Genomic DNA, 18,673 nt, shown 5'->3' with positions numbered 1-18,673 from the left:
TTGAAAAAATTATGCATTAATTTTACGTTTTTCCAGTTCAACCAGCGAATGGCCTGCCACAAATATCGAAACAGCAAGCAACCCTAAGTCTTTAAGCAGAAACTGACCTGGCGCAACGGAAATCGCCGGAAACCCTAAACTAGGCTCAATGACGCCCGGAGTGGAAAACATAAAGCTAAGGGTTGTGAAGAACAGGCCTGCAGACAGAGCGCCTCCTACCACGGATAGTTTGGGCGACAGCATGCGGCCTGCGATCAGAGTGCCGATCGAAATCTCTAGTATGCCGAGCAGGCTGGAGAACATGTCGACCGAAAAAATGCTATACACCCATCCCAAAAGCGGGCTGTTGCTCACCAGTGGAACCAGGCCCTCGGCCTCGTAGTGGGTAAATTTCATGCCGCCGAACCAGAAGTAAATAATAGCGAGAGCCAAGTACGCGCCATAGATACCTAGCCCCATAGTTTTGGTTCCAAGCGTTAAGTGGGCCTGTACGCTGGACTTCGAGTTTTCAATGCCTATGGTTTTCATGTCTGAGCTTCCAGTAGTGAGTGAGAGTGTGTTGGCTGCCGAACGCCGTATGCGTTGGCGATGAGATGATTATGGCTGGCATCTCTAATCAAGAGGCATCAGAAAGTATTGATTTCAGTGCAGATCGTCTTGGGCGGTGCAATTCGCGATGAAGGGATCGCCGTGGAGAGCGATGAGTGCACTATTTCGATAAAGGAGTCGTTTTACATAGGTCGATGAAGCGCGTTGCGGCATCGCCTACTGTCATTTCTCAAATCTGACTATGGGGCTTGGGGCGAAGGGCGGCACTGACTAGGCTTAGAACAGCTACCAACTAGCCGCGCGGCCGCGATGCACAAAGAATGGTAACTGAGCCGTGAGTGCGGTGGGCGCCCGCATTTATTTCCAAACCCTACAGATACATCGATCTTCGACTTCAACCGGGCAGATAGCTGTTGCAGCAAGCCTATCAATCGACTTTGACGTGTTAAAGAGGATAGGTTTTCCAGGGTTGGGGAACAGCATGCCCTGCAGAACGACACACGTCACTTTTGTTAAATTAATAAGCTAGCTACCTATTGGGCATAACCTTGCAATTTGCTTCAATTTACGCACATGCACTTGCGACCTCAAAATGCAACGTAAGCCCCGAATATCTCCATTATTGTCGCCGCCAGCCTTAGTTACAGCTGCTATGATGAATGAGATCGAAAACTGAAATCCCCCACTAGAATTGTTGACTGGAGTCAAAATGAATAAAAAGCGGCCGGTTAATCTTGATATTCGAACCATTCAGCTTCCTCTCACGGCGCTTACATCGATTCTGCACCGGATTTCAGGAATTATGCTCTTTATTTTTCTGGGACTGATACTGTATATGCTGAGCAAATCGTTGGAGTCAGAAAAGGGTTTTAATGAAGTCAAGGAGATTTTTTCTTCACCTTTCGGCAAAGTTAGTTTCTGGTTGGTATACTCTTCATTTATTTATCATCTCGTAGCCGGAATTCGACACCTAGTTATGGATGTGGGTGTTGGTCATACTTTGAAAGGCAGCAATCGCGCCTCTACTATTGTTTTAGTAGTGTCGGGTGTTTTAATGGTTGCTGGCGCCGTATGGATTTGGTAGCTGTGGAGTCGTAATGCGTATTTACAAGGACTAAAAGCGTCCTTTAAAGCTAACTTACGAAAGTATTTATAATCGACGGTTCACGCTTAAACGGTTGAATCCTTTCGGGCTTCCGAATAGCTGTTAGCTGAAAGCTATCATGAGCTAAGTTTTCTGTGCATCATCAAATGTGTTAATGGGAGCGCCATAGTACTAGGTACAAATATGGCTCTAGGACAATGTTAGATGTTTTGGATTTTGAGGCGGATCGCTCTTATCGAAGATCGTCTAATTCGCTCTGAAGCGCAGGTTTTTTGAAACTATCACCTGGTTGGCACACTGTGCGAATCAACATCAGATATGAGAAAGCCAATCAGGTGAACACTACCCTCGAGGGCTCATCTGTCCAGTTAAAGCCTCGAGTCTTTCTGGGTGCGCAAAAGACAAGAAGGTTATATGGGAAAATTATGAGGCCTGGATACCATGCGTCATGGGCGTGCCGATGCTGTGAGTGACAGAGCGAGAAGCAAGTGAAAGTCCCTGAAGTAGGGGCGGGATGCGCCCGAGTGGCATTTTTTGTCTTAAGGTAGATCGCGTAGCTGTTCTTCAGAATAATCTTCAGAGCGTTGACGACAGCCATCGCTGTGCATTCCTCAAGAATAGAATGTGTCGGAAGGGTGGCGTCATTGGTGTTAGTCATCGCTTAGGATTTCTCAATCTGGCTTACACGGGCGCCTGTACCGATATCCCCGCGGATGGCGACGTATCGATGTTGAATTCCTCGCCAGACGAAGTGCAATGAGCTGCGGCTATAGGCTTGCGCAGCCTTAGATAGCCGGCCGTCGCAGGCGCGCCGGTTGGCCGGGATCTTCTTCTGCCCGTCAGGTGTCCGGTCGGAACTCCAGCACGAACGCTACGACCTTTTCGGCGGACATTTCGCACGGCTTCAACAATGTCCTATCTGATGTAACGCGGAAGAGGTTGAAGCTGACAATGTCAGTCCCGTCCAACTCCCTGGCGAACAGACTGTTGCGACGTCCGTCCCCAGATCGCCGGACGATCAAGCTGAAACGCCGGCCTTCATAAGTCCCTTCTCTGTATCCCTCCGCAAGCTTCGCGAAAGCGGCATCGAACTCGGAATGCTCCATGTCATCCATCCTTATTGATAGAACAGAGGCGCGGCGGGTGCGAGACCGCCAGTGCCGGGTCGCGCTAAGGTGCCGGGCAGATTCCTGCAGCCGACGAGGCCCGGGGTGGGCAGGATAATTGAGATGTCGGCGCCCGCATGGCTATCAGCGAAGTCGTCCGTCCAGTCTGCTAGGCAACGTCCACGCCTTTCCAGAAAGCGATGTAATCCCGGATACCCTCGGCATCCGGAGTGGGGGCGGGATAGGTCCAAGCGGCGTTCACGTTGAGCGCGTCACCCGCGCGAACATGAAAGAAGCGCGCGGCGCCTTTGATCGGACAGACAGATGTGTGCGGGCTCATCTCAAGCAGGCTCAGGTCGACTCCTGACGGTGGGAAGTAGTGATTTCCCTCGACGATGACTGTTTCGTCGCTTGTGGCGATAGTAGTGTCTTTCCAGATGGCTGAGACCAACGGACTCTCCTTTTGTATTCATCAACCGGCGAAGGCTCGCGGGCTGGCTGCCCCAAGCCGCACCTCCTCAGGTGGCAGGCGGGTTGCGCCCGAGAAGTTTGTCGAGCTCGCCTCTGACATCGAGCGCGAATAGCTCATCGGAGCCACCGATAAGGGTGCCATTGATGAAGATCTGCGGCACGGAGCTTCGCCCCGACGCTTCCGCCATGGCCTGCCGGTGAGCCGGATCCGCCTCAATATCGAGCTCCTTCCATCGCACGCCCTTTTCCTTGAGGAGCGCCTTCGCTCGGCGGCAGAACGGGCACCAATTCGTGGTGTACAGCAATACATCAGTTGTCATATTGCATCTCCGGCAGTTGCACGCGGATCGCTGTCATGGCGTTGATCTCCAATTCGCGGCGTTCAAAGATGGCGACTGCACCTTGGCCGACATCGGAGCAGATGCTGACGATTGGCCGCTATCCAGGCGACATGGCCCAAAGTGCTTTCACCGCCAGGCAGAGGCCGCACGCGCCTCCTGTAGCGCCGAGCCGATGCTCTAAGGTAACCGAGCCTCGATTGGGACGGAAGCGGTCCCGCTCGAATCGCCCATCATGCTGGTCGAGCATATCAGGACGACGGATAGTGCAGGAACTTTCAAATTGAGCTTGATGTCGAGCCAGGTATCGCGAGCGAAGGCGTTCTAGAGGCCGGGGGGTACGAAGACTGTGTTCGGCAAAACGGTTCACGTTGATCGCCAAAGCTTCCCAGGGCGCACGTCTACGATCGGCGCGACGTGAGATAGCTCGCGCCGCTAGCCCCCGTAGCGCTCCGTCTTGATGATGGAGGCGTCCAAGCCCGCCAGCAGCGCGCTATCGGTTGCGATGTTGACGAATCCGTTAGACCCGCAGACGAACACTTGCGTCGGCTTTCCCTGAAGCCTGGTTAGAATTTCTTGGACCATCATGCCGTCGATCCGTCGCGCAAAGTCCGATGCGCGAACCGGTTTCTCGCGCGTAATCGCGAGCGCCAGGACGAACGCCGGATCGCTGATTTCGATGCAATGAAGTTCTTCTGAGAAGAGAACGTCCTCGGCGGTTCGTGCGGACAGGAGCAACGCTGTCGGAACGGCTTGGGCCAATGCGCGGCGCTGCCGGATCATTGCCATCAACGGCACGAGGCCGGAGCCTCCCCCGATCAACAGAACCGGATCTATGGCAGGCTCAGGCCAAAGGAAATGGCCACCGAGCGGACCGCGAACTTCGATTTCGTCACCAATCGCCGCGATGTCGTGAAAAAACGGCGAAACTTCGGCATCCGGCATGCGCTCGATAGCTATCTCGACGATCGGGGTCGAAACTGCCGATGACGCGATCGAGTAGCTGCGCATTGCACTGTAGCCGTCGGGCGCGGTCAGCCGGATATCGACGTGCTGACCTGCGGTGTGCGCGAACGGCTTGCTCAACCGAAGGAAGAAGCTCTTGATACTCGGTGTTTGCTGGATGATGTCGTCGATCACGCATGATTGCCACGAACGGACTTGCGCTTCGTTTTCAGTCATGGGTGTATCGTTGTTCGCGCCACGGATCGCCGTAGATGTGATAGCCGTGCAGCTCCCAAAAGCCGGCCTCGTCACGCGTCGTGAATTGCAGCGCATTCACCCATTTGGCGGATTTCCAGAAGTAAAGGTGCGGCACTAGAAGACGCGCCGGCCCCCCATGATCGCGGGAAAGTGGCTTGCCCGCATAACTGAGGGCGACCATCGCTTTCCCGGAAAGCAGATCCGTCAGAGGGACGTTTGTCGAATAATTATCGTAGCAGTGCGCCAAGACGAAATCGGTAGGCCGATCAAGCTCTGCATCTGCAAGGATGTCTTCAATGAGTACACCCTCCCAAACGGTATCCAGTTTGGACCAAGAGGTGACGCAGTGAATATCCTTTGTCACCTGGGTCTTTGGTAGAGTGTTGAATTCGCCCCAATTCCACGTTTTGACGGGCTTCGGACCAATTTTGACTGTGAATTTCCAGTCGGAGGGCTCTACCCTCGGCGTAGGGCCGGCCGACAGAACAGGGAAATCCTCCACCAGATGCTGACCTGGCGGAATCCGATCGGACTGGTCGCCTGAACCGCGACCGGTGAAACCTCTGGTGACCATAGTGACCCCTCTTGCTCGATACGGCAGACCGAAGCCGGCCTTCATTTCAGTACTCTGCGTAAAGCATTTGCCCGCACATCCGCCGAATAAGCCAATCGACTAAAAATCAGATACAGATGCTCTATCATCGTAAAAAATCGCGTATCGAACATAGCGTCAGGCCAGCATGATTCCCAATACCCAATGGCTATAGGGTAGATAACCCCAAGGCTGCGTACGCTGATCTGCGGTATGCGGAGCGGAAGTTGCAGGTTCGCTCTCAAACGGATGGGCAGCGTGCAAAGCTCAAGGCTCACCAGCGCATGGTTGCCCAGTTCGCGCTCGCCGGCAGCTTGAGTATATTAAGGACGAAATGTCGATCTGATCTATTCTGGCTTCAGGAAATAGGGAAAATAAGGTCGGACGTTCGCGCACCGTCGCGACGCGCGATCATCCACTAAGCTTCTGTATCGGGGTTGGAGGATCAGATGAACGAGATCGAACGACAAGCGCCTGAGCTGCGGGTGCAAAAATGGATTGGCAAAGATGGGGAAAGTATCGCGCCGTTCAAACTGTCAGATATCGGGCCCGGCCCGAAAATCTTGTTTGCCTTCCAGCATTGGTGCCAAGGTTGCCATTTGCATGGGTTTCCGACGCTACAAAAGTTGCATGCAGCGTTGAGCTCAAAAGACGTGGGGTTCGCAGTGATCCAGACCGTCTTCGAAGGAACGCATGAGAATACCTTCGAGAAGTTGCGCGTGAACCAGCTCAAGTATGAGCTTCCTATCGTTTTCGGTCACGACGAGCAACCGACCGGCTCGCCGTTTCCAACCTTCATGGAAGACTACCGCACACGAGGAACTCCGTGGTTTACGGTTATCGACGCTGGCGGTAGCATTGTTTTCTCGGACTTCCATCTCGACGCGGAGCGACTAGTGAAGCAACTTGAGCAAGGTTAATCGTTGGAAGGTGGGCAATCATCCTGATTGCCACCCATCCCCTGATGCCCACTACAGGCGTTGCGCGCTGTAACTCTGTTGATCAGCGTGCGAAAACCCGGATCCGGATAGGAGGAGCGTCAACGATTGAATCAATCCGTTGGGAGAGGGCGGCTCCGCTCCGTCAGCTCGGCAATAGATAACCCATTCTCGCCGAGCAACTCTCTGATCCGATCGACGATATGAGCCCCTAGCGCCGCTGTCTTGGTCCCCCCCACAGATTCCCAAGATGCGAGTTCACACGCCGATACCTCGTGGTCAGCGCCGAAGTGCTTCTGTCGGTATGTCACCGCCGCCCTTCAATGATAAAGGCGCGGTAACGGGAACCGGCAAAGCGTTGAGCAGCGATGGTTTGGTAGGCGGGACTGTCATACCAGTCGCGAGCGGCCTGCATCGTCGGGAAACGCAAGATTACGGCCCCTTCGATGGGCGGCCCCTCCAAATGCTGGATCGCGCCATAAGCGGCGAGAAAGGTAACGTCGTGACCATCGAACGATGGTCCGACGCCTGCAGAATAGGTTGCGAGTGCATGTGGGTCGCTGGTTTCTTCCCGCGTAAAGACGACGAACGCTTCCATCATTAGGCCTCTCAAAGGTTGGATCTGTTGGCCATTACCACCGGTGATGGCCTCACAGTCGTCAGGCTGGCAACTGGAACCCGATTTTCATGAGTGCCTCGACGCACGCATCCTGATCCTGCTGATAGTTGCCTCCGGAGATGCCTATGCCGCCGATCAACTTCCCATCCTCCAGAATCGGATAACCGCCGCCGACAGCGACCATCCGAGGGCGATAGGCTAGCGGCGCCACTTTTGGATCGTTGGTCACATAGTCGTTCCAGACATGGGTCGGGAACCCAAACGAGGCGGAACTCCAGGCCTTGTCGATGGCAACATCGACGGTAAGGAACGGCGCATCGTCGGTGCGCTCGAACGCGCGCAGGTTACCGGTGGCGTCGACGACGGCGACGGCAGCCGGGATGCCGATGGCACGGGCCGCAGCGAGCGCCGCGTCGATGAGGGCGACTGCGGTTTCGCGGTTGATCGAGGCGGTGGCAATAGATTTGGTCATGGGATTCTCATCGCTGGGGCATAACCCGTTCGGCTTTTTGAGGTTGGACAAGATGTTTGGCGATCGCGGTCGTTAGAAGCCTTCGAGGACGATCTTGCCTTTAGCCGCGCCACTTTCGATCAGTGCATGCACCGTCTTCAGATTGGCGGCATTGATCGGCGACAGTCGCCGGGTCAGCGTCGTGCGGATTTTGCCGTCGTCAACCAGCGCTGCCATCGCATCCAGAATCTCGCCCTGCTCATTCATGTCGGGCGTGCCGTAGATCGACCGCGTGAACATCAGCTCGTGGTGGATCGACACCGCCTTGCGCTTGAAAACCATGATATCGAATGCCTTGGGATCGTCGATCAGTCCGAACCGTCCTTGTGGGGCGATCAGTTCGGCGATGTCGGCGACATGTTGCTCGGTATGTGTGGTCGAAAAGACGAAAGCGGGAGCACCGATGCCGAGTTCGGCGATCTGTGGCGCGAGCGGACGAGAATGGTCGATGACGTGGTGAGCTCCAAGCCCTCTTACCCACTCTTGGGTTTCCGGTCGAGAGGCTGTGGCGATGACGGTGAGGTCCGTGCGCTGTCGCGCGATCTGGACGGCGATCGACCCAACCCCGCCCGCGCCACCGATGATGAGGATCGCCTCCGCCGCACCGGGTACGGGCTTCGCCACGTCCAGGCGGTCGAACATCGCCTCCCAGGCCGTCAACGTCGTCAGCGGCAGCGCCGCCGCTTCCGCCCAGGAGAGCGACGCAGGTTTGTGACCGACAATCCGGGCGTCGACGAGATGGAACTCCGCATTGGTACCGGGCCGTGTGATCGATCCGGCATAATAGACCTCGTCGCCTAACTCGAACTGCGTGACGTCGGGGCCGACCTCGCGCACAATCCCGGCGGCATCCCATCCCAGCACCTTCCAATCGCCATCTGCCGGCGGCGTGCTGTTGCGGACCTTGTAGTCGACCGGGTTGACCGAGACGGCCTTCACCTCAACCAGGATATCGTATCCTGCAGCGACAGGCCGAGGCAGATTGATGTCGACCAGCGCGGCATCCGCGGCGATGGGTCCCGGAACCTTGTAACCAATGGCTTTCATAAATGTCTCCAGCTTGCTTGATCGGATGACGCGAATGCTCGTTAGTCAACTTCTTCTACATTGAGGTCCCGACTCTTGAACTGGGTCGCGGTAGCAGATTTCATCGAACACGTCGATCAACAGGCCCTTATGCTCGGTCGCCGGATCGGTGATCGCGTAGAGGGTGGAGGCGTTATCGCCATCATCACCGCTTCCGAGGCGAAACGCCGCGTCGACGCAGATGCCGCACGGACCGATGGTTGATCCTGGCTCGAGATCGACGAGATTGCTGTCCTTGACGCGCTATTCGCGGTCTTAGCCCTTGGCGATGAAGGACTGAACTGCTTGTAGAGCGTCGGTCAGCTGCTATGTCATGGACGCACCTTCATCTTGAGTTGGATTGGACAAGCTTCCGTATAAGGCCCGCTGTAACCGTCAGATGACGGCGAAGAAAACGATGGGCAGTATTCACAGCCACTTAGCCTTCTTGAAGCGCACAAATAGGAAAACGCACGATATCGCTATCACTCCGAGCACGACAAAGTATCCGTAGGCCGTGTCCAGCTCCGGCATGTGCTTAAAGTTCATGCCGTATATTCCAGCGATCGCCGTCGGGACTGCCAGTATTGCCGCCCAAGCCGCCAGCTGGCGGGTGATCACCCCCGTCCTTTGCGCTTCAAGAAGGCTGCTGGCCTCAAAGACCGTGGACAGGACAAGCAGGAGGCCGTCGACCATGGACTGCACGCGGTGGACATGGTCCGCGACGTCGTGGAAATATGGTGTCATTTCGGCGCTGATGCAGGGAAAGTGGCCGCGAACGAGCTTTCGCACCAGCTCGGCCATAGCCCCGAGCGTGCGCTGGAACCGCGTGAGTTCGGACCTTAGTTCGAAGATTCGCGCCACCTCTTCTGGCCCGAGGAAATCGTGCAGCGACCGTCGCTCCATCGCCAGGACGTCGTCCTCGATCATTTCGAAGATGGGCAGATACTGGTCGACCACGCGATGCAAGATCGCGTGCAGCACATAGTCGACACCCTTGCCGAACTGCGTCGGCGATGCCTCGAGTTGCTCCCGAAGTTTGCCCAGCGCTCCGGCATTGCCGTGCCGCACGGTGATAAGGTGATTGTGACCGGTGAAGATCGCCATCTTGCCGTAGCTGATCCGGTCGCCGACCAGCTCGGCGGTCTGCGCGACGACGTACAACTCATCGTTGTAGACCTCGAGCTTGGGCGGGCACAGCGGGTGCATCGCGTTGTCGATCGCCAACGGATGAAGATTATATGTCCTTTGGATCGCGAGTAGTTCCTCGGGGGTGGGTTCGCTAAGCGCGATCCAGCAGAAGCCCGAGCGACTCTCGCCCAACTTGACGTGCTCATCGAGCGCGATTTCGCGAACTCGCTTGCCTTCGTTGTAATAATAGGCGGCGATGATGCTCATGCTGGCCTCGCGGGAATGTGGAGGCCACGCTGGACGGCCGGTCGAGCCAGCCCGCGTCCAAGCCATGCGCGGACGTTCGAAAAGCTGCTGAGGCCAAGGATGTCACCCGCAGCGTAGAATTCCACCAGCGCATTCACCCAGCCGAGCGTCGCGATGTCCGCGATCGAATAGTCGTCGACGATCCAGTCGCGGCCTTCCAGCCGGCGATCCAGAATCCCCAGCAGACGCGTGGATTCGTCGATAAAGCGCTGTTGCGGCCGCTTGTCCTCATAGTCCTTGCCGCCAAATCGCAGGAAGAAGCCGAGCTGACCGAACATCGGCCCGATGGCCGACATCTGAAAGAACACCCACGCTAGGGTCTCGTAACGCTGGCCTGGTTCGGTGGAGATGAACTGACCCGTCTTGTCGGCCAGATAGAGGAGGATCGCACCGGATTCCCATAAGGCGATGGGTCTACCGTCAGGGCCAGCCGGATCGATGATCGCCGGTATGCGTCCGTTCGGGTTCAGCGACACGAACGCCGGATCCTTCGACTCGTTGTTCGAGATGTCGATCAGGTGGGGCTCGTACGCCAGGCCAGTCTCCTCAAGCATGATCGAGACCTTGACGCCATTGGGCGTAGGGGCTGCGTAGAGTTGCAGGCGATCGGGATGAGATGCCGGCCAGCGCTGCGTGATCGGAAAGGACGAGAGGTCTGGCATAAATCTGCGATCCTGGTGTTGCGATGGCGACTGACTGGAACGAGCCGTCACTCTGAAGTAGGGTTCGATGACCGCGTCGCTGAACGACGCGGTCACGAAGATTGCGGACCGGATCGGCGCAGTGGCAACGGCAGTGAAGCCTATTCCGCCGCGGTCCCGGCCGCTGGCTGTACGTCGTCAACCTTTTGGCGCTTCGGAAGCACCCAGCCGGGACGGACGAAGTGGCAGGTGTAGCCGCCCGGGCGCTTCTCCAGATAATCCTGGTGATCGGGCTCGGCCTCCCAGAACTCGCCGACCGGCTGGACCTCGGTCACCACTTTGCCATCCCACAGCCCCGAGGCATCCACATCGGCGATCGTATCCTCGGCGACGCGCTTCTGCTCCTCGTCGACATAATAGATGCCCGACCGGTAGGAGAGCCCACGATCATTGCCCTGGCGGTTCAGCGTCGTCGGATCGTGGATCTGGAAGAAGAATTCCAGGATGTTCCGGTAGCTCGTCACTGTCGGGTCGAAGACAATCTCGATCCCCTCGGCATGCGTGCCGTGATTACGATACGTGGCGTTCGGAATATCGCCGCCCGTGTAACCCACACGGGTCGAGATGATGCCGGGCCGCTTGCGGATCAGATCCTGCATGCCCCAGAAACATCCTCCTGCGAGAACAGCGCGCTGATGCATGTTAAGCCTCCTCTACTTGATCGAGATATTCACCGTATCCCTCGGACTCCATCTCGTCGCGCGGGATGAAGCGAAGGGACGCTGAGTTGATGCAGTACCGCAGACCGCCGCGGTCGGAAGGACCATCGGGGAACACATGGCCGAGATGACTGTCTGCGTGTACTGACCTGACCTCCGTCCGGACCATGCCGTGTGCGCTGTCCCGCACCTCGTTCACGTTTGCCGAAACGATCGGCTTGGTGAAGCTGGGCCAGCCAGTACCCGAATCGAACTTGTCCGTCGAAGCGAACAGTGGCTCTCCCGACACTATGTCGACGTAGATGCCAGGCTCCTTGTTGTCGTTGTACTCGCCCGTGAAGGGCCTTTCGGTGCCCGCCTCCTGGGTAATTCGGTGTTGCTCGGGAGTCAGGTGGTCGATTGCTGTCTGTGACTTTTCAAACTTCATTACAGTCTCCAATACTTATCTAGAGGGCCAGGCACGCTACCGCTAATTTTTTATGTCTCCTGATTTGCTCCTACAATGGTAGTGGGATGGCAAACGAGGTTTTACTAAGTGTTGGAAAATTAGAGATTTAAATTTCGCGTCTATTAGTTCTAGCGCAACTGAGTGGTTAAGCAAGTACGTAATCAGTAAATATTAAAAAAATAACACAAAAGCACGATTATATAATACAGTGTCAGTGTTTTATGATAATCAACAACGCCTGTCAAGGCAATCGCATGAAGCTCACCTGAGACCTAATAGTTCAGCCCGATAATCATCAGAGGTTGCAGCAATCAGCCTTCGTGCCTTGATGCCACCCTTGCGCTTGACCGGATCCAACCGGATCAAATTCAATGTAAGTTGCTTGAGAACGACCATGTTGTGGGCAGCATGCCCGGTTCGGATCCGCATCTGATCGTCACCAAAAATGACATCCATGCACCAGTGGACGCGGTTCTCCACGCCCCAGTGCGCCCTGATGGCATGTGCGATGCGCTCTGCATCCGGAGCAAGACTGCTGATGTAGTAACGGCGCTCCAGGCTGGTCTGGTTGCCCACAGTCCGCTCGGACTCCAGCATCACGAAAGTGCGCAGTCCTGGCCAGCGTTCTGGCTGTGGCAGGCACTGGAGTTGGTCGAAAACATGGCAGCGACGAACCTCCAGCCGGCCATGGTCCTTCTCGACATGCTCGAAGTGCGCATGGGGTACCCGGGCAGGGTCGCCGTCCAAAAAGGTGTCAGCGAAGTCATCGATCGCTTCGGCCAGCTTCGGCTGGTTTCCCTTGATGGCCAGCAGATAGTGCGCCCCGCGATCGAGAATGGCCTGTGCAATGTCCGGCTGGGTACCCATGGCATCGATCGTCACGGTGCAGCCCTCAAGCGCCAGTGTGGCCAGCAGCTCAGGAATGGCGGTCTTCTCGTTGGACTTCTGGGAGGTCGCCCTCTGCCCGAGAATCAGCCCTGAATCAGCCGCAAAAGCGCTGACCAGGTGCAACGGGGCCGTGTTTTTCTTGCCGGAGCGGCGACTGGTCTTGCCGTCTAGGGCAACCACTTGCGGAGAAAGGGCCGGTAGGATCGCCGCAACCCAACAGCGGAAGGCCTGCTCGAACTCCTCTGGATCGATCAGGCTGAATAGCCGTCCAAAGGTGTCGTGTGAGGGAATGCCGTGGGGTAGTTTCAGAATACGGCGGAACCAGTCCAGCCGCTGCTCAGCCCAGAGTTCGATTTCGATGAAGGTGTCAGCGCCGGCAAGCACGCCGCAGATAGCCACGACCAGTGTTTCGACCAGGTCGTGACGAATCTTGCCCTGCTGACGGGGATCATTGATGGCGACCAGAACATCGGAGATTGGTATGTGATGCGACATTGCAGGGCATCCTGAGTAGAGAGGCGCTCAGGATGCCCGCTGGGAAAGGACTCATTCAAATCGGCAGGCGTTCATGCGATTGCCCTGCAACGCCTGTTTAGATGCTGGTAGATGCGAATTTTTTGGCGTACAGTCAAAATTTTCTGATGGTTGCTTAGTGTGTTGGCGCTGATGGAAAATTGACCCACCCTGCCGATTGAAATTTGACCCAGGGCGGATTGCTGATTTTGTTACCAGCAACTGTGGATAAGTCTACCAGCGCAGCTGCTGTTGCCCCCACTCCTTCGCTAGCCCAGTTCAGTTGTTTAAGACCTGCCACACGCAGCCATGTAGCAGGCCGTCGTCGCCATGAAATCAGAACGGCTCATCGTCCTCCGGTTCCTGGCCGCCCTTACGCTTTCGCTCCCGTGATTTGATCTTGGCCTGGGCCGCCAAGCTACTGTGTTGCAGGCGATAGGACTCGTTACCGGTTTCGACGATGTGGCAGTGGTGGGTCAGCCGATCCAGCAGGGCGGTGGTCATCTTGGCGTCGCCGAACACGCTCGACCATTCGGCGAAGCTCAGGTTGGTGGTGATCACCACGCTGGTGTGTTCGTACAGCTTGGATAGCAGGTGAAACAGCAACGCACCGCCGGCCTGGCTGAAGGGCAGATAACCCAGTTCGTCGAGGATGACCAGATCCATGCGCAGCAGAGCTTGGGCGATCCGCCCGGCTTTGCCGTCGTGCTTTTCGCGCTCCAGCAGATTGACCAGATCGACCGTGGAGTAGAAGCGCACGCGCTTGCCGTGCCGGGTGATGCCGGACACGGCCAGCGCAGTGGCCAGGTGGGTTTTACCGGTGCCAGGCCCACCGATCAGCACCACGTTCTGCGCGGTGTCGGTAAAGGCCAGACTGGCCAGTTCGCTGATCAAACGAGCGTCTGCGCTGGAGGCGCTGAAGTCGAAGCCGGCCAGGTCGCGGTGCATCGGCAGCTTGGCCATGTTCATCTGGTGGCTCACCGAGCGCATGGCGCGATCTGTGTGCTCTTGTTCCAGCAGGTGTTCGAGCAGCCACTTGGACGAGGCTGTGTTCGACTCACCCTGCGCAGTCAACTCCGCCCAGGCCGTGGCCATGCCGTGCAGGCGCAGCTCCTTGAGTTCCGCCATCAAATCACGCATGACCGATCTCCTCGGTCTGGCCACGCAGGCGGTCGTAGCGCGCCGTGTTAGCGACGGGGGCTTCCTTGAGCGACAAGTGGGTTTCGACGCTGGGTGGTGGTTCGGTCGCGGCCAGGCGCGCCACGACATTGAGGATGTGTTCGGCGCTCAGGCTGCCGCTTTCCAGTACCAGCTCAACAGCCACCAGCACCGCATCGAGCCCGGCGACCGGTACGGCAGCCAGAACTTGCGCCATGATCCGGTCACCGCCGGCATGACGCCCCAGACCGTGCTTAAGCTGACGCAGCGGCGCCGGCAGATCAGCAAAGGGCGCGCCGTTGCGCAGCGCACCGGGCTTGCGTTCGATCAGCGGGAGGTAGTGCTGCCAGTCATAGCTGACCTGGTCGCGATCCAGCAAGCGGACATGGCTGGCGATCAGCGCGTCGTCAGCCACCACCTCGATTCGCGTCGGATACAAACGGCTGCTGACCCACTTACCCGCATACTCACACGGCACCGAGTAGCGGTTGCGCCCGACGCTGACCAGGCAGGTGCTGGAGACCCGCGCAGGCCGCTCGACGTAACCGTCGAATGGCGCTGGCACAGGCATCAGTTCAGCGCGCTCCAACTCCAGCACTTCGGCCACACTCAGCCCGCTGTATTGAGGGTGCGTCAGCTCGTTCCAAAGCGCGCGGCAGCGCTGGCCCAGCCAGGCATTGAGTTCCTCGAAGGAGTGAAACTGGCAGTCCTGGGCGTCTAGCCAGATACGCCTGCGGCTGTCTTGCACGTTCTTTTCAACGATGCCCTTTTCCCAACCAGCGGCGACGTTGCAGAAGTCCGGATCGAACAGGTAATGCGCGCACATCACCGCAAAGCGCGCATTCACCGCCCGGCCTTTGCCCTTATTGACCTTGTCGACGGCGGTCTTCATGTTGTCGTAGATGCCCCGGCGCGGCACGCCGCCCAAGGAGCCGAACGAGCGTGTATGGGCGTCAAATAACATCTCATGGCCCTGGCTCGGATACGCCACAAGCCAGAACGCACGGCTGGCACACAGCTTCAGATGTGCCACCTGCATACGCCGGTAAATGCCGCCGACCAGCAAGCCTTCCTCGCTCCAGTCAAACTGAAACGCCTCGCCAAGAGCAAAGGTCAGCGGCACAAAGGCCTGCGACGCCTTGCCCTGTCCCCCTCGCCAGGCACGGATAAACGCGGTGAGCTGGCTGTAGCCACCGTCATAACCTTCGGCTTTGATTTGCGCCAACAGCGCCTTGGCACTGCGCCGCTGTTGCTTGGGCCGCAGCGAATCGGCTTTTAGCGCCTGCTCCAGCGTGGCGTGAAAAGGGCTGAGTTTGTTGAAGATCGCGCGGCGTTGGTAGACCGGCGGCTTGGCCTCAGGTGCTCTGACCCACTTGCGAATCGTGTTGCGCGCCAACCCGGTGCGCTTGGCTATCTCATGCAGCGACAGCTTGTCGCGGAAATACATCCGGCGAATTTTGCCCATCATTTCCATACTGATCACCCTGTGTTCTCCTGCTCAAAAATTGAGCAGAAGCAGTTGAACACCTGGGTCAGTTTTCAGTCGGCAGAACAGCCTCTACTGGGTCAGTTTTCGGTCAGCGGCAACAATCAGGGGCGCGCATCACACATGCAGGCGGTGATAGGGCGTTTTACCGGCCATCAACCGACAGCATCACCATGCCCGAGCGCGGCCAGTTTCCCTCGGCCGACAACTACTACGCGACCGCACTGCATGAGCTGGGGCATTGGACTGGCCACCCTTCGCGGCTTGACCGTGACTTGTCCAACCCATTCGGGTCGGAGGGGTACGCCAAGGAAGAGTTGCGGGCAGAGATTTCCAGCATGATCCTGGGCAACGAGCTGGGTATTGGCCACGATCCTGGTCAGCACGTTGCGTATGTCGGGTCATGGATCAAGGTGCTGCAAGAAGATCCACTTGAGATCTTCCGGGCAGCCGCGGATGCCGAGAAAATCCAGGCTTTCGTCCTGGCGTTTGAACAGCAGCAAGTTCAAGACCACCAGGTGGACACCGCGCAGCTAGGCCAAGAGCAGGCCGAGGTATTGGCCCATATCCAGGAAGCCCACAAGAACGCCAATCCTGGATACAGCGCCCTGGAGTCGTGGCAGACCCTGGAGCGCACTGCCGAAGCTAACGGCCTCAAGGCAATGCTTCGCTGGTCGAATGCTGGCGAGTACGAGGCGGATATTCGCGTCGAGTACCAGGATACAGACGGAAAATTGATCCCAGTACATAGCGAGCTGCACAGCGGCGACGGTAAAGCTGTGAGCTGCATCGAGGGGCAGCGAGTTCCAGGCACTGGCATGACTTCGGATGATGAGTGGCAGACGAACGCCCTCAACTCTGCAATCGCCACAGCCCGGCATCGGCAGGAACAGCAGGAGGCCAAAATGGAGCAGGGACAGCAGTTGCCCCAACAGGAAATCACACAGCAGCAACTGACCGCCGAGCAATGGGTGCTGGACAAGCTGAGTAGCGACCTTCGCCCTGCCATTGGCCGGATGAACGAGCGGCAGCTAGACACTGTGCAGAGTGTTCTGGATTCGATGCACCCAATGGGCAACAACAACCCGTTCTGGCAGCGCCATGAGCCAGCCGCCGAAGCCATGTACCAGGATGTTGACCAGGTAGAGAAGCAGATATTCGATGCTACTGATGCGGTCAGCGACCGGCGCGAAGTGCTCCAGGGCCAGGGGCTGGTTCAGGCTGATGATATGCAGCAAGCAGTCGAGCAAGCACGACTGCGAGAAGCGCAGGTGCGACAAAACCCGAACAGCACTGACGAGGACATTTCTGCGGCCAAAGAAGAGCGAAAAAATGCCGAGGTGGCGCTTGCTCTAAATGATCCTGAAATGCAGCGGCGAATAGCCGAACTCGAAAAGAGCGAGGCCCGTAGCGAGCAGAGCAGTACCAGCGTGGCCAAGGAAAAGACCTGGTTGGCTGTTCCATACGAGCAGCGCGACGAGGCCAAACAGGTCGCTGGCAAGCTACAGAGCGGCCGTCCCGCCATCGGTTTCGATAAGCAGACTAAATGCTGGTACGCGCAGCCTGGCGCAGACCTGGAGAAGCTACAAAAGTGGCTGCCAGAGAACCAAGTTCGCCAGGCCCCCGCGATGGAGCCGCGAGAAGAGTTCGCCCAGGTCATGAAGGAAGCCGGCCTAGTGGTTGATGGAGAGCACCCCATCATGGACGGCAAATGGCACCGAGTCCCGGTCGAGGGGGGAAGCAAGGGCAACACCTCGGGAGCTTATCGGGGGTTCGAGCTGGAACCCGGCGAGAAAGGCGTTCCTGCAGGTACGATTCAGAACCACCGCACAGGCTTCCAATCAAACTGGAAAGCCAAGGGCTACGCGCTCAGCGAGGGCGACAAAGCATCTTTCAATGCCGAAGCTGCGCAGCGGCAAGCCCAGCGAGAGCAAGAGCGGCTGGTGAATCAAGCCCGCGCAGTTAAGGCGATCGGCGAACTGCTGGCGATCGCACCACAAGCAACAGCGGATCACACCTATCTCCAGAACAAGGAGGCCAGGCCCGGCGACCTCAAGGTTGTACCTGCGGACACAGCGGGCTTGCCTGCCGATTCGATCATCCTCATTGGGAAAAATGCTAGGGAGTCGAAGGCGCTGCGCGAGGCCAACCCGGATAATCTGGTCTTCACAGCCGGCGACTTGCTGCTGACCGCACAGGACAGCAATGGCAACCTCAAGGCTGCGCAGTCAATTCGCGCCAACGGCACGAAGATGTTTGCCAAGGGCACCGAGAAACACCAGAACTTCCATGTCGTCGGCGGCGCTGGCCTGGAGGCTCTGCAAGCAGCTCCTGCCATCGTGATCGGCGAAGGCTATGCCACGGCCGATACGCTGTCCCAAAGCCTTGGCTACGCAACCGTTGCGGCGTTTGACTCGGGCAACCTTCCCCATGTCGCCGCGCAGATGCGCGAGCAGTTCCCCGACAAGCCAATTCTGATTGCCGGGGACAACGATCTTCACCAGGAGCTGATTGACGGCAAGAACCCAGGCCGAACTAAGGCCCAGGAAGCGGCGAAGTCGGTAGAAGGCAAGGCCATCTTTCCGATCTTCGCACCAGGCGAGCAAGCCTATCCGGCTGGAGTGGAACCCATCGACCCGGAGAAGGCCCGCGCCAATAAGCTGACCCCTGAGCAACAAGAAGCTATCAACCAGATGAAGCGTTTCACGGACTTCAACGACCTGGCCACCAAAAGCAGCCTCGGCCGTGAGGCCCTGGATCGCCAGGTGCGGTCGGAGGTTGGCTTAGCCATCGAGAAGCACCAGGAGCGCATCGAGCAGAAACGCCTCGAGCAAGTTCAGACGCAGGCAGAGAAGCAACAACCGCGACGGGCAATGTCGCGCTAAC

Annotated in this window: 20 protein-coding genes; 4 read left to right on the top strand and 16 right to left on the bottom strand. The window is 57.5% G+C overall.

The annotated features are described in order from the left end of the window. Positions 1–9: 9 nt before the first annotated feature. Positions 10–528: a YkgB family protein gene (locus ACZRMS_RS12350; protein ID WP_003464991.1), complete on the bottom strand. Its 519-nt coding sequence runs from the start codon at positions 526–528 to the stop codon at positions 10–12. Between the two features lie 730 nt (positions 529–1,258). On the opposite strand from ACZRMS_RS12350, the gene sdhC reads away from it, so the two are divergent. Further along, entirely contained in the window at positions 1,259–1,633 is a 375-nt protein-coding gene (sdhC, locus tag ACZRMS_RS12345; RefSeq protein ID WP_005005993.1) for a succinate dehydrogenase, cytochrome b556 subunit, read from the top strand. An 860-nt stretch (positions 1,634–2,493) separates the two neighbouring features. Here sdhC and ACZRMS_RS12340 read toward each other — a convergent pair. From ACZRMS_RS12340 to ACZRMS_RS12320, 5 genes are all read right to left on the bottom strand, one after another. Beyond that, positions 2,494–2,760 carry a hypothetical protein gene (locus tag ACZRMS_RS12340; RefSeq protein ID WP_003464988.1) on the bottom strand — a complete coding sequence of 89 codons (267 nt, stop codon included), beginning with the start codon at positions 2,758–2,760 and terminating at the stop codon, positions 2,494–2,496. Positions 2,761–2,929: 169 nt separating this feature from the next. Then, entirely contained in the window at positions 2,930–3,211 is a 282-nt protein-coding gene (locus tag ACZRMS_RS12335; RefSeq protein ID WP_003464986.1) for a DUF427 domain-containing protein, read from the bottom strand. A gap of 67 nt (positions 3,212–3,278) precedes the next feature. Then, a complete protein-coding gene (gene grxC / locus ACZRMS_RS12330; RefSeq protein WP_005005995.1) occupies positions 3,279–3,551 on the bottom strand; it encodes a glutaredoxin 3 in 273 nt (90 codons plus the stop codon). Between the two features lie 453 nt (positions 3,552–4,004). Beyond that, positions 4,005–4,751 carry a ferredoxin reductase gene (locus tag ACZRMS_RS12325; protein ID WP_002118292.1) on the bottom strand — a complete coding sequence of 249 codons (747 nt, stop codon included), beginning with the start codon at positions 4,749–4,751 and terminating at the stop codon, positions 4,005–4,007. Continuing rightward, complete coding sequence (locus ACZRMS_RS12320) at positions 4,744–5,391, bottom strand: sulfite oxidase-like oxidoreductase (protein ID WP_002118288.1); 648 nt, start codon at positions 5,389–5,391, stop codon at positions 4,744–4,746. Before ACZRMS_RS12320 ends, ACZRMS_RS12325 begins: the two co-directional genes overlap by 8 nt. A gap of 422 nt (positions 5,392–5,813) precedes the next feature. On the opposite strand from ACZRMS_RS12320, the gene ACZRMS_RS12315 reads away from it, so the two are divergent. After that, complete coding sequence (locus ACZRMS_RS12315; protein ID WP_003464979.1) at positions 5,814–6,284, top strand: TlpA family protein disulfide reductase; 471 nt, start codon at positions 5,814–5,816, stop codon at positions 6,282–6,284. 325 nt (positions 6,285–6,609) lie between these two features. On the opposite strand, the gene ACZRMS_RS12310 is transcribed toward ACZRMS_RS12315, so the two are convergent. The 3 genes from ACZRMS_RS12310 to ACZRMS_RS12300 all read right to left on the bottom strand — a co-directional run bounded on the left by ACZRMS_RS12310 (position 6,610) and on the right by ACZRMS_RS12300 (position 8,479). Next, positions 6,610–6,903 carry a DUF1330 domain-containing protein gene (locus ACZRMS_RS12310; RefSeq protein WP_010591688.1) on the bottom strand — a complete coding sequence of 98 codons (294 nt, stop codon included), beginning with the start codon at positions 6,901–6,903 and terminating at the stop codon, positions 6,610–6,612. Between the two features lie 58 nt (positions 6,904–6,961). Further along, positions 6,962–7,393 (bottom strand): GlcG/HbpS family heme-binding protein, encoded by a 432-nt coding sequence (locus tag ACZRMS_RS12305; protein ID WP_005006001.1) that lies wholly within the window; start codon positions 7,391–7,393, stop codon positions 6,962–6,964. A gap of 72 nt (positions 7,394–7,465) precedes the next feature. Next, the gene (locus tag ACZRMS_RS12300; protein ID WP_002118279.1) at positions 7,466–8,479 is read right to left on the bottom strand and encodes a zinc-binding alcohol dehydrogenase family protein; all 1,014 of its coding nucleotides are present in this window, start codon (positions 8,477–8,479) and stop codon (positions 7,466–7,468) included. A 75-nt stretch (positions 8,480–8,554) separates the two neighbouring features. Between ACZRMS_RS12300 and ACZRMS_RS12295 the strand changes: the two genes are divergently transcribed. Next, a complete protein-coding gene (locus tag ACZRMS_RS12295) occupies positions 8,555–8,722 on the top strand; it encodes a hypothetical protein (RefSeq protein ID WP_016487060.1) in 168 nt (55 codons plus the stop codon). Positions 8,723–8,926: 204 nt separating this feature from the next. Here ACZRMS_RS12295 and ACZRMS_RS12290 read toward each other — a convergent pair whose 3' ends face one another. The 7 genes from ACZRMS_RS12290 to istA all read right to left on the bottom strand — a co-directional run bounded on the left by ACZRMS_RS12290 (position 8,927) and on the right by istA (position 15,775). Beyond that, positions 8,927–9,895 carry a magnesium and cobalt transport protein CorA gene (locus ACZRMS_RS12290; protein WP_003464971.1) on the bottom strand — a complete coding sequence of 323 codons (969 nt, stop codon included), beginning with the start codon at positions 9,893–9,895 and terminating at the stop codon, positions 8,927–8,929. Next, the gene (locus ACZRMS_RS12285) at positions 9,892–10,596 is read right to left on the bottom strand and encodes a glutathione S-transferase N-terminal domain-containing protein (protein ID WP_003464969.1); all 705 of its coding nucleotides are present in this window, start codon (positions 10,594–10,596) and stop codon (positions 9,892–9,894) included. Before ACZRMS_RS12285 ends, ACZRMS_RS12290 begins: the two co-directional genes overlap by 4 nt. A gap of 140 nt (positions 10,597–10,736) precedes the next feature. After that, positions 10,737–11,276, bottom strand: a complete 540-nt coding sequence (msrA, locus tag ACZRMS_RS12280; RefSeq protein ID WP_003464967.1) for a peptide-methionine (S)-S-oxide reductase MsrA — start codon at positions 11,274–11,276, stop codon at positions 10,737–10,739. A gap of 1 nt (position 11,277) precedes the next feature. Continuing rightward, positions 11,278–11,721, bottom strand: a complete 444-nt coding sequence (msrB, locus tag ACZRMS_RS12275) for a peptide-methionine (R)-S-oxide reductase MsrB (protein WP_003464965.1) — start codon at positions 11,719–11,721, stop codon at positions 11,278–11,280. 282 nt (positions 11,722–12,003) lie between these two features. Next, on the bottom strand, positions 12,004–13,125 hold the full coding sequence (locus tag ACZRMS_RS12270; protein WP_128683790.1) for an ISAs1-like element ISPa60 family transposase: 1,122 nt from the start codon (positions 13,123–13,125) through the stop codon (positions 12,004–12,006). A gap of 354 nt (positions 13,126–13,479) precedes the next feature. Next, positions 13,480–14,283 (bottom strand): IS21-like element ISPst3 family helper ATPase IstB, encoded by an 804-nt coding sequence (istB, locus tag ACZRMS_RS12265; protein WP_010454871.1) that lies wholly within the window; start codon positions 14,281–14,283, stop codon positions 13,480–13,482. Continuing rightward, entirely contained in the window at positions 14,276–15,775 is a 1,500-nt protein-coding gene (gene istA, locus ACZRMS_RS12260) for an IS21-like element ISPst3 family transposase (RefSeq protein WP_024012635.1), read from the bottom strand. The genes istB and istA overlap by 8 nt, the downstream gene beginning before the upstream one ends. A gap of 53 nt (positions 15,776–15,828) precedes the next feature. On the opposite strand from istA, the gene ACZRMS_RS12255 reads away from it, so the two are divergent. Beyond that, positions 15,829–18,672: a zincin-like metallopeptidase domain-containing protein gene (locus tag ACZRMS_RS12255; RefSeq protein WP_435829613.1), complete on the top strand. Its 2,844-nt coding sequence runs from the start codon at positions 15,829–15,831 to the stop codon at positions 18,670–18,672. Position 18,673: the final 1 nt, after the last annotated feature.

The organism is Pseudomonas sp. B424, from assembly GCF_055408345.1.
The sequence above is the reverse complement of the archived record's forward strand: the minus strand, read 5'-3'. Positions and strand labels throughout refer to the sequence as shown.

Excerpts from the sequence above, each read along its gene's own strand:
- ACZRMS_RS12350 (WP_003464991.1), bottom strand. The coding sequence starts at position 528 with ATGAAAACCATAGGCATTGAAAACTCGAAGTCCAGCGTACAGGCCCAC.
- sdhC (WP_005005993.1), top strand. The coding sequence starts at position 1,259 with ATGAATAAAAAGCGGCCGGTTAATCTTGATATTCGAACCATTCAGCTT.
- ACZRMS_RS12340 (WP_003464988.1), bottom strand. The coding sequence starts at position 2,760 with ATGGAGCATTCCGAGTTCGATGCCGCTTTCGCGAAGCTTGCGGAGGGA.
- grxC (WP_005005995.1), bottom strand. The coding sequence starts at position 3,551 with ATGACAACTGATGTATTGCTGTACACCACGAATTGGTGCCCGTTCTGC.
- ACZRMS_RS12325 (WP_002118292.1), bottom strand. The coding sequence starts at position 4,751 with ATGACTGAAAACGAAGCGCAAGTCCGTTCGTGGCAATCATGCGTGATC.
- ACZRMS_RS12320 (WP_002118288.1), bottom strand. The coding sequence starts at position 5,391 with ATGAAGGCCGGCTTCGGTCTGCCGTATCGAGCAAGAGGGGTCACTATG.
- ACZRMS_RS12315 (WP_003464979.1), top strand. The coding sequence starts at position 5,814 with ATGAACGAGATCGAACGACAAGCGCCTGAGCTGCGGGTGCAAAAATGG.
- ACZRMS_RS12310 (WP_010591688.1), bottom strand. The coding sequence starts at position 6,903 with ATGATGGAAGCGTTCGTCGTCTTTACGCGGGAAGAAACCAGCGACCCA.
- ACZRMS_RS12305 (WP_005006001.1), bottom strand. The coding sequence starts at position 7,393 with ATGACCAAATCTATTGCCACCGCCTCGATCAACCGCGAAACCGCAGTC.
- ACZRMS_RS12300 (WP_002118279.1), bottom strand. The coding sequence starts at position 8,479 with ATGAAAGCCATTGGTTACAAGGTTCCGGGACCCATCGCCGCGGATGCC.
- ACZRMS_RS12290 (WP_003464971.1), bottom strand. The coding sequence starts at position 9,895 with ATGAGCATCATCGCCGCCTATTATTACAACGAAGGCAAGCGAGTTCGC.
- ACZRMS_RS12285 (WP_003464969.1), bottom strand. The coding sequence starts at position 10,596 with ATGCCAGACCTCTCGTCCTTTCCGATCACGCAGCGCTGGCCGGCATCT.
- msrA (WP_003464967.1), bottom strand. The coding sequence starts at position 11,276 with ATGCATCAGCGCGCTGTTCTCGCAGGAGGATGTTTCTGGGGCATGCAG.
- msrB (WP_003464965.1), bottom strand. The coding sequence starts at position 11,721 with ATGAAGTTTGAAAAGTCACAGACAGCAATCGACCACCTGACTCCCGAG.
- ACZRMS_RS12270 (WP_128683790.1), bottom strand. The coding sequence starts at position 13,125 with ATGTCGCATCACATACCAATCTCCGATGTTCTGGTCGCCATCAATGAT.
- istB (WP_010454871.1), bottom strand. The coding sequence starts at position 14,283 with ATGCGTGATTTGATGGCGGAACTCAAGGAGCTGCGCCTGCACGGCATG.
- istA (WP_024012635.1), bottom strand. The coding sequence starts at position 15,775 with ATGGAAATGATGGGCAAAATTCGCCGGATGTATTTCCGCGACAAGCTG.